At 36.0% G+C, this 15818-nt stretch carries 17 protein-coding genes; all 17 read left to right on the top strand.

The features are described from left to right. The first annotated feature begins 285 nt into the window (after window positions 1-285). The 17 genes from NSQ38_RS24070 to NSQ38_RS23990 all read left to right on the top strand — a co-directional run bounded on the left by NSQ38_RS24070 (window position 286) and on the right by NSQ38_RS23990 (window position 15726). On the top strand, window positions 286-945 hold the full coding sequence (locus NSQ38_RS24070) for a hypothetical protein (RefSeq protein WP_339784473.1): 660 nt from the start codon (window positions 286-288) through the stop codon (window positions 943-945). 246 nt (window positions 946-1191) lie between these two features. Then, entirely contained in the window at window positions 1192-1662 is a 471-nt protein-coding gene (locus NSQ38_RS24065) for a hypothetical protein (protein WP_339784471.1), read from the top strand. A 120-nt stretch (window positions 1663-1782) separates the two neighbouring features. Next, window positions 1783-2613 (top strand): hypothetical protein, encoded by an 831-nt coding sequence (locus NSQ38_RS24060; protein ID WP_339784469.1) that lies wholly within the window; start codon window positions 1783-1785, stop codon window positions 2611-2613. 191 nt (window positions 2614-2804) lie between these two features. After that, window positions 2805-3776 (top strand): HNH endonuclease, encoded by a 972-nt coding sequence (locus NSQ38_RS24055; protein ID WP_339784467.1) that lies wholly within the window; start codon window positions 2805-2807, stop codon window positions 3774-3776. A gap of 191 nt (window positions 3777-3967) precedes the next feature. Continuing rightward, entirely contained in the window at window positions 3968-4840 is an 873-nt protein-coding gene (locus NSQ38_RS24050; RefSeq protein ID WP_339784465.1) for an aminoglycoside phosphotransferase family protein, read from the top strand. Between the two features lie 430 nt (window positions 4841-5270). Then, window positions 5271-5711, top strand: coding sequence for a hypothetical protein (locus NSQ38_RS24045; RefSeq protein ID WP_339784463.1), 441 nt, complete (start codon window positions 5271-5273; stop codon window positions 5709-5711). Between the two features lie 567 nt (window positions 5712-6278). After that, window positions 6279-6740, top strand: coding sequence for a toll/interleukin-1 receptor domain-containing protein (locus NSQ38_RS24040; RefSeq protein WP_339784461.1), 462 nt, complete (start codon window positions 6279-6281; stop codon window positions 6738-6740). 688 nt (window positions 6741-7428) lie between these two features. Then, the gene (locus tag NSQ38_RS24035) at window positions 7429-7896 is read left to right on the top strand and encodes a M23 family metallopeptidase (protein ID WP_339784460.1); all 468 of its coding nucleotides are present in this window, start codon (window positions 7429-7431) and stop codon (window positions 7894-7896) included. 377 nt (window positions 7897-8273) lie between these two features. Continuing rightward, window positions 8274-8993 (top strand): ferritin-like domain-containing protein, encoded by a 720-nt coding sequence (locus NSQ38_RS24030; protein ID WP_339784459.1) that lies wholly within the window; start codon window positions 8274-8276, stop codon window positions 8991-8993. A gap of 237 nt (window positions 8994-9230) precedes the next feature. Then, the gene (locus tag NSQ38_RS24025) at window positions 9231-9875 is read left to right on the top strand and encodes an HAD hydrolase-like protein (protein ID WP_339784457.1); all 645 of its coding nucleotides are present in this window, start codon (window positions 9231-9233) and stop codon (window positions 9873-9875) included. A gap of 254 nt (window positions 9876-10129) precedes the next feature. Then, window positions 10130-10768: a hypothetical protein gene (locus NSQ38_RS24020; protein ID WP_339784455.1), complete on the top strand. Its 639-nt coding sequence runs from the start codon at window positions 10130-10132 to the stop codon at window positions 10766-10768. Between the two features lie 203 nt (window positions 10769-10971). Further along, complete coding sequence (locus tag NSQ38_RS24015) at window positions 10972-11448, top strand: GNAT family N-acetyltransferase (RefSeq protein ID WP_339784453.1); 477 nt, start codon at window positions 10972-10974, stop codon at window positions 11446-11448. Window positions 11449-11721: 273 nt separating this feature from the next. Beyond that, on the top strand, window positions 11722-12348 hold the full coding sequence (locus NSQ38_RS24010; RefSeq protein ID WP_339784451.1) for a Type 1 glutamine amidotransferase-like domain-containing protein: 627 nt from the start codon (window positions 11722-11724) through the stop codon (window positions 12346-12348). Between the two features lie 179 nt (window positions 12349-12527). Next, complete coding sequence (locus NSQ38_RS24005) at window positions 12528-13364, top strand: Cof-type HAD-IIB family hydrolase (protein ID WP_339784449.1); 837 nt, start codon at window positions 12528-12530, stop codon at window positions 13362-13364. Window positions 13365-13562: 198 nt separating this feature from the next. Then, window positions 13563-14333: a nucleotidyltransferase domain-containing protein gene (locus NSQ38_RS24000; RefSeq protein WP_339784446.1), complete on the top strand. Its 771-nt coding sequence runs from the start codon at window positions 13563-13565 to the stop codon at window positions 14331-14333. Between the two features lie 117 nt (window positions 14334-14450). Beyond that, window positions 14451-14909, top strand: coding sequence for a VOC family protein (locus NSQ38_RS23995; protein ID WP_339784444.1), 459 nt, complete (start codon window positions 14451-14453; stop codon window positions 14907-14909). 184 nt (window positions 14910-15093) lie between these two features. Continuing rightward, the gene (locus NSQ38_RS23990) at window positions 15094-15726 is read left to right on the top strand and encodes a hypothetical protein (RefSeq protein ID WP_339784442.1); all 633 of its coding nucleotides are present in this window, start codon (window positions 15094-15096) and stop codon (window positions 15724-15726) included. The last annotated feature ends 92 nt before the right edge of the window (window positions 15727-15818 follow it).

The raw sequence follows: 15818 nt of genomic DNA, 5'->3' as shown, positions 1-15818 counted from the left end.
AGGGGAGCAAAGGTTGATCACTAAAGGTTATCCGTAATTCTTCTTTTGTTAAGTGAAGAAAGAGCAGCTCAAATGTTAAACTGCATCCAACAGGTTAGTTATGTCTAACGAATGGAGTAGTTCACACTGGGGCTGCTTTTTTTGAGTATGTTCGTGACTTCGCATATGGATTAATTTGGGTTATATTATATGTAGTTCGGATATGGATTGATAAGAGAGGTATTTACGAAGTTCGTAGATATGATGTTATAAGAAATGACCAAAATAACAAAAAGGAGTCTTCTAATGAATAAAGCAATAGATCCAGTAAGTGGTAAACTCTTAGAGGTACAAGAATGGTTAAAGGTATGTAGCAATCGCAGAGAGGGATTATGTCCCGTATGTGATGAAGAGATTTCTTTACGAGCTGATAAATCGGAAAATACAAGAACACATTTTACACATAGAAAAGGATCACAGTGTCCTACAATTGAAAAAAATCATAAGCCATTTGAACATTTAGTTGCTAGTGATATTGATAATGAGAATGGAGAGTACATTAAATCACTGACCATTGCTAACTCATATTCAATTTATGAAAAGTGTAAGGGTTTGGCTGATAATTTGAGTGTAAAAGAGTTTAGAGAATTGATTGATTTTGCAACATCGAAGGGAGTTTGGAATTTTAAAGGACTAACATTTATGTATGTACCATATATTCTTTTGACTTGTAGAGAGAGATTCATTAAGAAAGATAGTGATTATAGAAAAAAAGATTTTTATTTTGTATTAGATCCAAATTTAAATAAAGTTGATGAACTGTGGAACGATACTAAGAGCAAAAAGCAGAAATTATGGAAAATAAATGTTGATAATAATAGCGTTGAAGAATATTCTATTAACGAAATTCTTGTGCCAGAATGGTTTACATATACAAAAGAATATATAACTAACAAACTTTCTTGAGTTTATTCAAGGATGCTGGTCACATCTCATAACAATATATCTATGCAGTGGGACTTTCGTCCCCTGGTCTGCTAGAAGCATTTCAAGGAGAATTGTTCAGGCAGACAACCCTGCAAGTCTAAGTGGCGAAGCCACCCAGTCGCTGCGCTCCTTTAAGCCTTTCCGGTTCATAGATAAAAACGTTATGTGCAATTGCCAAGAGATTTTATGTATCATCAATCATTAAAGAAAAATGGAGTTGTATATATGGACGTGATTCATTTCACTATGGAATATTCCGAAGAGCAAGATGCTCAAATCTTAGGTGTTTATATAAATGGCGAGAATCTGAACGAATTAATGAGAAGATATGAAATCCAGTTTGAACCTTCAATTGCTGGGGGATATGAGGGTTTGAATATAGAATATTTAAAAGACATTGAAGAACATTTTTTTGGGAAACTTAATGAAAATGATATTTACAATTACGATGGGAAAACATTAGTGCTGGGATGTAACTGTGGCGAGCCGGGATGTTGGCCTTTGATAGTTAGAATAACTGAAGAAGATGAGGTTATTATTTGGAGTGAATTTGAACAACCTTTTAGGGATGAAGAATCAGCTGGAGGTTATTGGGATTATACTAACTTCAAATCATTAGAATTCAATAAACAGTTGTATGAAGAACAATTAAAGGCCATTTGTAAGAAATTCAGGGAAGTTGGCAACAGCACATAACATAATATTAACGCTGCGGACATTCGTCCTTGGTCTGGCATTCGCCAGACACCCGACATATGTCGGGTCGTGAATACAGAAACGTTAGGCGAAATTACCTGTAAGATTAGGAGGTTTATTATGTCAAACCTTAATTTGGAATTGCGTTTAGAGAAAATGAATTGGAGTTCCAATTATTCAAAACGAGAAATCACACCTTCTCAAAAATATAAGTTTGAAAATATTCGGTTAACTGAGAGTATGATTGATGATTTACATACACTAATTCTTCAAATTAAAGAGGATTGGATGACTTTAAAAGTCAGTATAGTAGGAGAAAATTATTACATCTATATTACTCTAATCTTTGATGATACTGATCCAGCAAACGAAATAGATAGAACTCTTAATAGAGTAAAAGAAGCATGCGAGTCATATTTTAAGGATTTACAAGAATTGGGTTTAAAAACAACCTCAAATAATTTTGATTTATTGAATGAAATAATGAATGAAGATGGGTTCGTGTTTAAAGCGCATCAAATTGAAGAATGGGGAGTAGCGGAAGAAATAAAGCAGCTATTGGCTACTCAAAATCAAGACTTTAAGGTCATACAGCATTATCAGTCGAGATTTGATGGAGGATTATCTGGAGGAGCCGAAGACTTTTTGTTTTTCATCGGCAGCTCAGTTTTATCAGGAGTTACTTGGGATGTTTTGAAAGGGATCTTGGCTAGTAAATTTGAAGATGAACGTACAAACATTAAAAGTACTTCTATAAATAATGAAAAATTTAAAGAACTTAGAAGAGAGGTAGCTGAAAGAACAAGAGAAGATTATAGAGAATTAGTACTGACTGATTTTTATAAGAACGAGAATGAGCTTATCTGTGAATTTAAAATTTATGAACCTACTATGAAAACAATAATGATTTTATGTGATCTAGAGTACCAAATTAAAGAATTAAAGAATTAAAGTATGAAAGAATGTAACTTCGCCTAACATAATATTCACGCTGCGGGCATCCGCCCTTGGTCCGGCAGGAGCCGGACACCCAGCATACGCTGGGGCGTGAATACAGGAACGTTATCCGAAAAAACTTAAATACTTATTAATAACAAAAGTGAAGCGAAAGCTATATCAGCTTGGATTAGGAGCAGAAGATTATGATGTGGATTGAAATGTCAACAGAGGAAACACATGGAGGAAAAGGATGGGGATTTTCTCAATGTCTATGGTCTCCAGCATATAAGATCGTTAAGAACTCTAGAAGACCTTGGCCGTATTGGAATAGCTTGATACGTGTTAAAGAGGGAGACGTTATTTTACATCTTAAAGGTAATGCAGAGCCTGGATTTGTAGGATATTCTATTGCTGAAGCTGATGGCTTTGTTACAGATCTCAGACCGCCTAATCCCGGAAGCCAATGGGATTATGCAGAAATGTTTAACAGAGTAAATTTAAAAGACTTTGAATTATTTACTGAAAAAATTTTGCTCAGTAAATTATTCAGTCAAAAGGAAAGTCAGCTTAGATACTATTTCAATATAAATAAAATCAAGAAAGGCAATGAAAAAAAACTTTTGTTTTATGTAGTTCAAAACGATAGTTTACGTAGGCAGAATGGAGCTTATTTGTCAGAGTTAGATAGGATATTAAGTGATATTCTATTTGATGAAATTACAAGCTATACAAACGTTAAAGAAACTAATATCAGAAAACAGGTAAAAGCATATGAAAGTCAATCAAGTTTAGCAATTCGAATCGGACAAAATGAATTTTCGAAAAATGTTAAAGAAAACTTTCACAATAAATGTTGCTTTCCTAGTTGCGAAATTAGCGATAAAAACTTTTTGATAGGGTCACATATAGCACGATGGTCGGACAGACCGGAATTAAGAGGAGAAATAGATAACGGTTTGTGTCTTTGTTTAATGCACGATAAAGCTTTTGAAATGGGCTTATTTACTTTTGATAGTGATTTGCTAGTATCAATAAATACTGAGCGCTTAGCCAATTATGGTAATCCAATAAATCGAATAAAAGAATTTAATGGTTATCCTATCAAGCAAGCGCAAACATGCGTTAACACTGATTATTTAGAACATCATTGGACAAGAATTGGTTTTAGACCTTGAACAAAGAAGTATAGCGGTTTCAAAGAAGCCTGTTTCTTGGGATAACATAATATTCACGCTGCGAGAATTCGCTCTTGGTCCGGCCTTCGCCGGACACCCGACATAGGTCGGGTCGTGAATACAGGAACGTTATAGGAAATCAGCTAAAATTCAAGAAAGTAAAACATTCATTATCGAAGGAGCTTGTATATATGATCTCTACTTATGTTCGACGCATTCAAGAAGTTTACTCAGATTTACATATTCAAGATGTTAAACAAAACGAGATCGGTCAGAATAATAACGTATTTATTCTTAATGAATCTCTCGTTTTTAGGTTTCCTAAGTATAAGGAAGGATTAGAGAAATTAAAGCGAGAAACCGAGATGTTAGAAACTATTAGTAAGACTGTAACATTGCAGATTCCCTATCCAGCCTATAAATCCATTGATGAGATGGAGGTAGGTAAGGCTTTCATGGGCTATGAGCTGATTGAAGGTGCTCCTTTTTGGAAGGAAGAATTATTAACCATCAAAAGCCAAGACCTAATGGTTACAATTGCCTCACAACTTGTTACTTTTCTTATTGAACTCCATTCTATGGACATACCGAAAGCAGTTGTTATTCAAAAACAACATGAAAGTGTACATAGAATTATAGAAAATCTGTTTATTAGAATAAGAGAGAAACTCTTTCCATTTATGCGTGTAGATGCGCAAGAAAAAGTAGTAGATAACTTTAATACATTTTTAAATAATACTCATAATCAGAATTTAGAGAAAACCTATATTCATGGAGACTTTGGAGCAGGCAATATCATATGGAATCGAAAAGAAAACCGAATTGCAGGAGTTATTGACTTCGGAGGCTCAGGACTTGGGGATCCAGCATACGATTTCGCAGGAATTCTCTCCAGTTACGGAGAAGAGTTTTTTGAAATATGCACTAATCTGTATCCGGGTGGAAAACAAATTTCAGAACGAGTTCACTTTTATAGAAGCACCTTTGCTTTACAGGAAGCTTTACATGGGATAGATCATAATGACCAAGAAGCTTTTGAGAATGGAATTAAAGAATTTAAATAGTTCAAAGAGGGTTGACATCCTATAACATAATATCTACGCTGCGGGCCGTTCGGCCCTTGGTTCGCGAGAAGTGGAAAGCGGAGAAGTTGAATCAGCGAACAACCCTGAGAGGCTAAGTCCGTCGGACCCGGTCGCTGGTGCTCCCTTAAGCCTCTCGAGTTCGTAGATACAGGAACGTTATACGCAACCCCTTAAGAATGTTAAACCATGCAACCAATTAATAACAAATAATAAATATAGGTGAAAGAATACATTTACAACGTAGCAGTTGAAAACCAGGATGAACGGAATATTAGAAGGTGTACCATATAACAATAAATTTCCACATCGTTAGTTATGCTCCTTGGTCATCAAGAGGAATACCAGAGAAGCGGATTCATAATAAAGTGCAAACTAAAGAATATTTCTATTATGCGAAAGAGAGGATCAAATGAATTATCATTTTGGTTTTTCATGGAAGGGTTTGATAATCTTTTTATTGCCAATGATACCAAATATATTTTATTTTTTAATTCCTGCGTCAGATATATCAGGAAACAATGCAAATAGCCATTTGATTTTAGATGTTTTGGAGCACGGAAGTCAGGCGATATTTTTCTTTCTTCTGATATTTGTTGTAAGAAAACAAGCATCTGAAATGCGATGTCCGTATATAATTGGTATGGCAATAATGTTGATTTTTTATTATGGGCTATGGATATTGTATTTTACAGGCAACGCAAACTCGATTATTTTTTTGGGGATGGCCTTTCTCCCGGTAGTATATTTTATATTAGCTGAGATTTGGCTTCAGAATTATCTGGCTATTATACCAACAGTACTTTTTGGTATTGTGCATGTCATTAATACATATTTGTCTATTGCGACTTAAAGGGAGGACAACAATCCTCTTAAATTTTAATTGTGCGTTCAGCATGTATTCTATATCAAGGATTAAGTCCCGAATGGTGAGGGTAGAAGTAAGCCATAGTTTAAGGCAGGGGTGTCCAACGTGAGCAGGAATCTGAATGAAGCCATCGGCAAATCTCCGGTCCGAGGAACACGAGCCTCTTATAAGGCTAGCGTTCATTGGATGAAGTTACTACACAAACCAAAGTTGATACTGCTGAAGGCGTACGAGAGTAAATGAGGGGATCTTTCCTATGCGGAAACGGATTTGATAGAACCAAAAGATAGAACCAGAAGATAAAACGTAAAGACATATTAAATACATAAAACACACAAGACATATAAGGATGTGGAATCGAAGAAAAAGGGGCAGCATATAACAATGCATTTTTGCTTCGTCGCTGACGTTCCTCGGTCTTCAAGAGGAATTTCGGACACATCCAACCAGCTAAGTGGCAAAGCCACCCGGACCTCCGGTCCTTAAGCCGTTTGGACGTCAGAAATGCGCAACGTTATCTGAAATCAAGGCGAATAAAAAAGGAGCGACAATATGGAGCTTTATTATGGTTGTCCTGTGTTCATAACAGAAGGCACATTTAAGGGACGAATTGGGTATTTTGATGATGTTGAATTAGATAAAAATGGCTTGACGATTGGGTTTGTTAGTCTCGGAAATCCTCTTTATTCAAGTGAATACGAGATGCCAATAACATATCTCAGAGAAATTAATACAGAAGATTTATATAAACGTCAGGGAGACATTCAAAATGAATTGATGAAAATAAATTACTCAACGAGGAGAGCCAACCACGAAAAAATAAAGGTAGACTTACTGACGGAATTTATTTATATAGAAACCTTATTTTCTGATAAATATTTCAATGCGAGACTCTTACATAATAAGAGTGGTAAGACCGTGTTTATTTCTCATTCTTCAATGGATAAGCCGCTTGCTAGATTATTAGCAACGGACTTAGCTGAAGCAGGACATAGTCCATGGCTAGATGAATAGCACATAAAAATTGGTGAATCAATTCCAGGTAGTATTTCTCAAGCTCTACAAGTAAGTGATTATGTCCTTGTCTTACTCTCGAAGAACTCAATCAAATCTGCATGGGTTGAACAAGAATGGTACACAAAATATTGGGATGAGATTACTGAAAGGAAAGTTAAAATACTTCCTATATTAATTGAGGATTGCAACATACCTGAATTGTTAAAAACAAAAAAATATGCTGATTTCAGAGAAGATTATAATAGAGGGCTTAGAGAGTTACTTCTTGCTTTTGACTGATTGTGAATTAATGTGAAAAGTTAAGGCGTTAGTAGTATTTAGTAGGAAAATTCTTAGATGGCCTTGACCTCAGATAACAACATATTCAAGCTGCGCCTCCTTGCGGAGTCTTGGTCTGTTGGTTGGATTTCGAAGAGGCGTTACAACAGACAACCCTTTGGGTTCGTGAATACAGAAACGTTATGCGTAACTTCCTAAATCCGTAATAATATAGAGAGCAATAATTAATAAGCAATATCAATCAAATGGCTGCACAGTCGTATTTTCTATTTACAATAAGGTAAACGTTACGGCAGAATCCAATAGTTTCTCTGGTAATTTAGCCTTTCCGGACTTGTTAATATAAAGCGAAATACTCAATCGGTGCAATATCTGGTAATAGATTAATGAAGAGGGGATGAAAAGTTTGAATATTTTTGAAGTGACTATACACCCTATATTTCATCATATTTTTCTAACGATTGAACATCCCGAAGGACAGTATCAGTACATAGGTGACGCATTGGGAAGAGATTGCATGATTGCTCGATTTAAAGACGGTTGGATGCGAATGTATGACGGTGATGGTACAAAAAATGCGGATTGGTATACTTGGGAGGCTGAGGTGCTGGCCCCATTTGATGGAATGGTGAAATCTATATTTATTAATCCGATTACTAATAAGCCTGGGGAAATCACACCGGGAAGAGCAAGTTCTATTGAGTTTGCAAGAGAAGATGGTGTTATTGTTACATATGCCCATGTAATGGAGATATGTGTTGAAGAAGGTGACATTATAACGGCTGGTCAAGAAGTTGCCAAAGCAGGAAACAATGGGTATTCAAGACATCCACATATTCATGTAGGTGCATGGATCAATGATTCTCCATTATAAATTCGATTTGACTTACAGGCAATGGGAACTCAACTAAATGAACTAGGAGAGAGGATATATTTATGTTAATAAAGATTTCACTTTTGTAAAAGATCTATATAGATCTTTTACAAAAGTGAAGAGCTATCAAAGGGTTATGCAAGATTAATAATTGTAAGTGGAGCGAAGAAATTGAAAGCAACGCATAACACCATGTTCACGTATTGGCGCGTCCGCTCCTCGGTCTGGTAGAAGTTGAGACGCCAGGAGGTAGGTTCAGAAGGACAACCCTGCAAGCCTACGTCTATCGACCCGTTCCCTTTGGTCACTTAAGGCTTTCAGGCTCGTGAACACAACACGTTATCTGACATAAAAATATTACATTTTAGGAGCCAATAATGAATATCACTTTCACGAAATGGGTGCAATATTATCGAAGAAATAATCAAAACCTCAAATATATTCATTGGGATGACAACTATAAATTAACAACTAATGAAAGAGAAATAATCATTAAGTCAATTCAACAGTTTCAATTAGGAGAAAACTCTGAAGGTAAATATCTAATTAAACGTGCACAAGAATATGTACATCAGACACAAGATCAGGATTACTATGAAGCGCTTATAGAGTTCATTAAAGAAGAACAAAGGCACGCTAGAGATCTGGGCAGATTTATGAAGGTACAGGGAATCCCACTCCTTCGTACACATTGGGTGGACAATGTATTTAGAAGATTACGTCGATATGCGAGTTTAGAACAATCAGTCATTGTTCTATTAACCGCTGAGATCATTGCTAAGTTGTACTATAAAGCTTTGCAAAAATCTACAAAGTCAGAAGTATTAATAGATTTATGTAATCAGATTTTAAGTGATGAGGAGAAACATGTTCAGTTTCAATCCGAAACACTTCATAAATTTGCTCAGAATAGAAACGTTCTCTTTAACAGAATAGTTTATATCCTTCGTAGAATCCTTTTTGAAGGAACGCTAATTATAGTGTGGTATCAACATAAACCTGTATTTAAAGCTGGGGGATATAAACTCAAAAGTTATTACTATGAATGCCGTCATGAGTTTAACTTAACGAAGAAGATTATAGCTAATTCACAGTAGAGGTTTACGTCAGATAACATCATATCCAAGCTATGGGTTCTGACGCTCCCAGGGTCAGCCCGGAGGGAATTGGCAGGGAAGTGGAATCTGGCTGACACATCCGCACCGACTAACCGCATCGCGGCCGTCTTTTGACGGAGCCTTAATTCGGTGGGACGTCGTGAATACAGAACTTTATAAATCAGCGTAAAAACAATATAACAATTCATTATTTTATTTTTGAATAGGAGTGAAATCATGCTGGAAGCGGTTATTTTCGATATGGATGGTACACTATTTCAAACAAACAAAATCTTAGAGTTATCGTTAGAAGAAACGTTTTCTGTCTTGAGGTCTCGTAATGAATGGTCGAGTGAAACTCCAACTCAAAAATATCGTGAAATTATGGGAGTTCCTCTTCCAGTAGTTTGGGAAACGTTACTACCGAACCATTCAAACGAAATCAGACGAATTGTGGACGAAATCTTCTTGGAGAAGTTAATTGCAAATATTAATTATGGCAACGGTGCACTTTATCCGCATGTCAAAGAAGTTTTTGATTTTTTAAAACAGGAAGGTTGCTTAATTTTTATTGCAAGTAATGGACTAATCGAATACCTCAATGCTATCGTTAACTGTTACAAGTTAAATAATTGGGTGACAGAAACCTTTAGCATCCAACAAATAGAGACTCAGAATAAAGATGAATTAGTTAGATATATCCTTATGAAATATCACATCAACAATGCTGCTGTAGTTGGCGACAGGATCTCTGATATCAATGCAGCAAAAAACAATGAATTGAAGGCTTTTGGTTGTCGATTTGACTTTGCCCAAGAATGGGAGCTTAAACAAGCGGATTATATTATTGATGATTTACTTGAATTGAAAAAATATATTTAACATCATGGGAAGTGGAATATTTGTGTAAGTGTTATGGAAGAAGACGCTGACATCTTATAACATCATATTCAAGTAGCGGCGCCTTACGGAGCCTTGGTTCGCCAGAAGAGAACGGCAGAGAAGCGTGATCAGGCGAAGCACCTGCGAGGCTAATTTCGTTGACCCGGCAGCTTCGCTGCCTTTAGCCTTTCGATGTCGTGAATACGGGAAAGTTATAGGAAATTGCAAAACCCGAAAATACAAAAGGAGGATATATGTCTAAATTACTAATGGATATAATTCAGGTATCTGCAAATATTGCGATTGTATTAACTTTTATAATTACAATTTATATTTTCAGAGAAAACATCTCTTCCCGAAAAACCTCAATTAGACCTTTGTTGATGCCAGGTAGAGTTAATCAATTTTTTAATGATGATAATTTGTTTGCTGGAAATTACGAATATCCACTGACTGATGATGTAGGAACAACCGCTTTAGTTCATTTTGGAATAAAGAATGCAGGAAAAGGAGTTGCGAAAAATGTAAACGTGCTTAACTTTAGAAGTGAAGAAGAAGAACCTATTGAATTTAGAGTGGGGAACAATTCAATTAGTATACCTGAGGGTGAACATGTACCATTTGTAATTAGAATTGCGAGGAAAGATCCTACTGATTATTTCTTCATTACATACAGTACAACGATTTCTTACGAAGATATTTTCGGGAAAAAATTCTATATAAGTATAAGACTATGGGTTCAAGAAAGTGGCGTAATAGTCATTGAATACAATGATGCTCAAATACCACAATGGAAAGAATTTATGACTGTTGTATCAAGAGAAGTTGAGTTAAATGGATTTTTTGAAATGAGGCAATTAGAAGAACGTATCAATGATAATAAAAGAGAGTAAATAAGAACAAGCAACATCCTATAACATAATATTCACGCTGCGGCTCCTTTGGAGCCTTGGTCTGCGGGAAGGATCTCAAAGAGGGATTTCAACAGACAACCCTTTAGGGGTTCATGAATACGGGAACGTTAGATGAAATCCCCGAAATCAATAAAGACTAAAAATACTTTTGAGTGCATTTCATTTTTAAGGGGGAAACATAAATGATAGAACTTAGGAAAATAACATTTGATAATTTTTCAGAATGTCTGGACTTAAGAGTTGAGGAAGATCAAGGCAGATTTGTAGCATCTATTATATATACTCTTGCGGAATTGTATGTTGTTATAACAAATAAAAGCAGCTTTATTCCAATGCCATATGCGATTTATTGTAATGATAAGATGGTTGGATTTATCGCAATGTCATATGTCATTTCTGAGAGTGAAGATTCTGAAAATTATTATGACACATATAGATTTATGATAGATAAACGATATCAGAGCAAAGGATATGGCAGAAAAGCAATAGAAAAGTCAATTGAGTTACTTCGAACTTTGCCGCATGGAAAGGCCTCGGAAGTCGTGATTCTTTATTCGCCCGAGAATAAGGTAGCAAGGAAACTTTATTCTTCTCTTGGTTTTGTAGAAACAGGGGAGTTAGATGAAGAAGGCGATATTTTGGCAAAACTGATCTTATAAAGCAAGCAGGATTTCTATGTAGTAATTCGAAGAAGTAAGATGAATCATCTAACAACATATTAACGCATCTGGTATTCGCCCTCGGTCGCTGGGAGGGATACCGAGGGAGATGGGTCAGGCGACAATCCTGCACTGACTAAGTCCGTCGGACCCGCGCTGTCGCGCTTTAAGTCAGTGAGTGTTCGTGAATACAAGAACGTTATAGGAAATCAGGGGAATGCTTAATTAAATTATAAAGATTAGATATACTATTATTAAAGGACGGGGATTTCAATGAGTAGCTTGTTACTAACCTCTTGTGGTTTTTATACTGAAGATATTAAAAATCAATTTTTGGAATTTATTGATGGAGATATTTCTCAATTAAAAGTCTCAATTATTACAACAGCATCCCCTAGAAAAGAAACTAATAGATATGCACAAAGAGCAATGCAAGAGTTTAAGGATATGGGATTTCAGCATATCAATTTTGTAGATATAGAATTTGATGACCCGCAAATTCTCTTACATAGAGATATTATATATATTAATGGTGGAAATCCATTTACACTATTGTATTGCGCTAAGAAAAGTGGTGCTGATGAAATTATCAGAACACTGGCCGCACAGAATGTAATTATAGTTGGAGTAAGTGCAGGAACGTTATTACTGGGGCCGAATATTAACATTGTCGATTTCTTTACTCCGCAGATGAACACAATAAATTTAACGGATTTAAAGGCATTAGGTGTAACCGACAAGCTTATTTTTCCTCACTGTGATCGAGAGGACATATTTAAAGATCGTACTAATAAAACAATTGAAGAGAGAATAGTAGAATTTGAATCCAATGAGAACTGTAAGGTGACAAGGCTTAAAGATGAAGAATATATCTCAATCTTAATAAACCAAGCACATTGAAAGTCGTGAATTTATTGAAAGTTGCTCGGAAAAGCTCCTGAAATTTACTAACACTTTATTCAAGCTGCTGGGCTCAGCCCCTTGGTCTGTCAGTGGGGTTTCGAGGAAGTAGTATCCAGTAGACAATTCCTGTGAGGCTAAGTCTTCGACCCAGTCGCTCCATTAAGTCTCTCGGGTTCGTGAATACAACAACGGTAGATAAAATAACGAAGAAGTTTATATTGGGAGTTGATTCATTGAAGTATTCAACTGTAGTTCTTGACTTGGACGGAACATTATTAAATTCAAAAAAAGAAGTATCTAAGAGAAACGTAGATGCGGTCTTATCTTGTTATCAGAGAGGAATGAGAATAATATTTGCAACAGCTCGACCGCCGAGGGCGGTTAATTGGTTGCTTCCACAAGGATTAGTAGATATCGGGGCTTTTGTATATTATAACGGAGCTCAAGTGATATGTAAGGAAACAAAGATAGAAATTAATGAATCGATCCCTGCTAATGTAACTACAGAAATTCTTGATTACTGTTTGAAGTATGACCCTCAAATTGAGCTGACTATGGAAGTGAAGGATGAGTGGTTTAGTTTAAGAGAGCTAGATTATATTAGATCAATGAACACACAATCAAATCCCGTAGTAAAACCTTTAAAAGAATTAAAGCAATATGATGCTACGAAGATACTCCTTTCTGGCAATAATCACAGTTCTGGATTGATTGAAAAATTCCAGGGTAGAGTGAATATACTAATTACGGATAATAATAAACTAGTACAAATCATGCCTCTTCTGGCATCTAAGGAAATGGCAATTACTAAACTCTGTGAATTATATAATGTAGAATTGGATTCCGTCATTGTGTTTGGTGACGATCATAATGATGTAGGCCTCTTTAAGATGGCGGGATATTCTATTGCTATGGGAAATGCGATTAGGGAATTGAAAGAAATCGCTGATGAAATAACCGTTAATAATGATGAAAACGGTGTTGCTGTAAGTCTAGAAAGATTTTGTGGGTAACTCAAGGTTACTTTAACAGTGCATTCATAGATCGTCGCACTTAATCCTCGGTCCCCAAGAGGGATATCTGAGAAGTTTGATTAAGGCGACACATTCAATCAGTTAAGTCTATTGACCCGTTCCCTACGTTAAGCTGCTTGAACGTCAGGAATACAAAAACGTTAGCCGAAAGAAGTTCTTATTTTAGGAGGAGTCTATATGATATTAGAAAAAGTTATAAATAGAATTACAATACAAAGTGAATATAAGGATTTGGTTGATAAGTATGTGGATCATATTCTTAACGAATTCAAAGATAAGATTCATAGCATTTATATGTGTGGCTCGATTCCCAAAGGAACGGCTCAACCTTTTAAGTCAGATGCAGACTTTACTATTGTATGTGCAAATCCCGAAGATATTGATTACGAAAGATTGTCAATGATTAAAGACAGGCTTTTGGAAGAATATTCATTCGTCACTAAGATGGATACGATCATTTGCTCGATTGATGATGTATTAAGTAGACCGAACGATTGGGGTTTTTGGGTTAAGATCATTTGTGTGTGCATACATGGGGAGGACATTGGTGAAAAAGTACCCCCGATCATAATTTCTCCAGAATTCATTTTAGACTTAAATACAGATACCAAGGAGGAAGTAGATCGTGTACATCGATCACTTTCTAATGTTAGTGATCACTCAATGAAAACTAGATATATTAAAGGTTACTCTAAGAGATTAATTCGTGCATTATACTCTTTGGTTTTAGAAGATACAGGGGTATGGGAAGATGAAATCATTAAGATGAAGAATGCCATATTAAACTATTGTGAGATTAACGCCGCTTTAGTTGAGTATCTATATGCTTGTTACTTGGATTGCAGCAATGTACTTGTTGAAGAGTTTTTGAGAATTGCAGATGAAGTGTATCGCTATTTTGAGAACGCTCTAAATACAATGGCTGCTTCCAGAAATTCATTTGGCTAACAACATATTTACGCTCGTAGTCACTCTGAGAAGCGAGAGAACACATCCAGCCCCTAAGGCTATTGGACGTCCTCAATACAGAAAGTCTGAAACTGGCAAGTTCGAAAGGAGAAAAGCATGATACTTGGGTTGTATGAAGCACATTTACCAGTGAGTAACTTACATCAATCAATCGAATTTTATTCTAAATTAGGATTAGAGCTGGCCTGGAGAGATGAAGATACAGCTTTCTTCTGGATTGAAAAAGAAAAGAGTTGGGTCGGTCTATGGCAAGGTGCAGAGTATCTCACTTCTTATCATCCATCATTAAGGCATATAGCATTTCGAGTGAGTTATGAAGATCTTAAAGACAGTGTGAAATGGCTTCAAACTATTGAAATAGAGCCTGTCCCATTTGGAAAAAGAGATTCAATAAACCCATTTGTAAGGCCTAATCAGGGAAATGCTTCAGTCTACTTCAATGATCCAGATGGAAATAGTTTAGAGTTAATGTGTTTTGTAAGTGTCCCTGAGAACTTAAAGAATATTTCCAATAAATTATCAATCGAAGAATGGGAAGACCTTTTGAAGAGATAAAAACTAAAGAATGTATTTGGGGATTTAAAAGAAGTATCAGCATCAGATAACATAATATTCAGGCTGCGGCTCCTTCGGAGCCTTGGTCTACCGAATGAAAGCGCTTCATAAAAATATTAAACTACGTTGAACGTATGAATACAGAAACGTTAGGCGAAATAATTGCTAGTGGAAGGAGATTTAAATGCATATTAGAGGAATAATTCTTGAAGGATACTCAAATGCCGGGAAGACTTCAGTATTAAAAGCAATTAAACGTTATCAATCACAAGAAGAATCCTCAGAACGGAGCGTAGTTATCCTTGGAGAACATTATACTCAAATTTTGAATAATAAACATGGAGAATATGTGAGTCTAACGCGAGAAGAACACATTGAGTTACTTAAAGAGCGGGTTGACATGCTAAAGAAACTTAACGAATGGGCAATTCAACTTGGTCCTGCATCTAGAGGATCTAGGGGACTATTTTATGTTCTGGAGAGGTTTCACTTAAATCATAGAGCTGCATTTGTAGATCCGGATTTGGAAGAGATAAATAAAATAGAAGAACAGCTTGAGTCTTTAAATGCCAAGTGTATTTTGCTTACAATCTCGCCCGAAGTTGTAGAAGAAAGAATTAAAAGTAGACAACCCGAAGAATGGATCTATAAAACAGAAGAAGATGTAAGATCGTCGGTATGTGAATTATTAAAAATCCAAAATGTATTAAGACATCAAGCTCAAATCTCAAGAGTGCCAACACTAGAAATCAATACAGACGGTAAGGATTGGGATGAGTATGTAAGGGTAATCATGGAGGGCAACGATATCGCCTAACCAGATGTTCAAGCATCTTCGCTAGTGCTCCTTGGTCGGATAGAAGCTATAAGCAGAAGAATGTATTTAGCCAGACGTATCAGCATTCGCCG

It is taken from the genome of Paenibacillus sp. FSL R7-0313 (genome assembly GCF_037969885.1).
Lineage (GTDB): Bacteria > Bacillota > Bacilli > Paenibacillales > Paenibacillaceae > Paenibacillus.
Note: the sequence above shows the minus strand (reverse complement) of the source record. Positions and strands in the feature narration are given on the sequence as shown.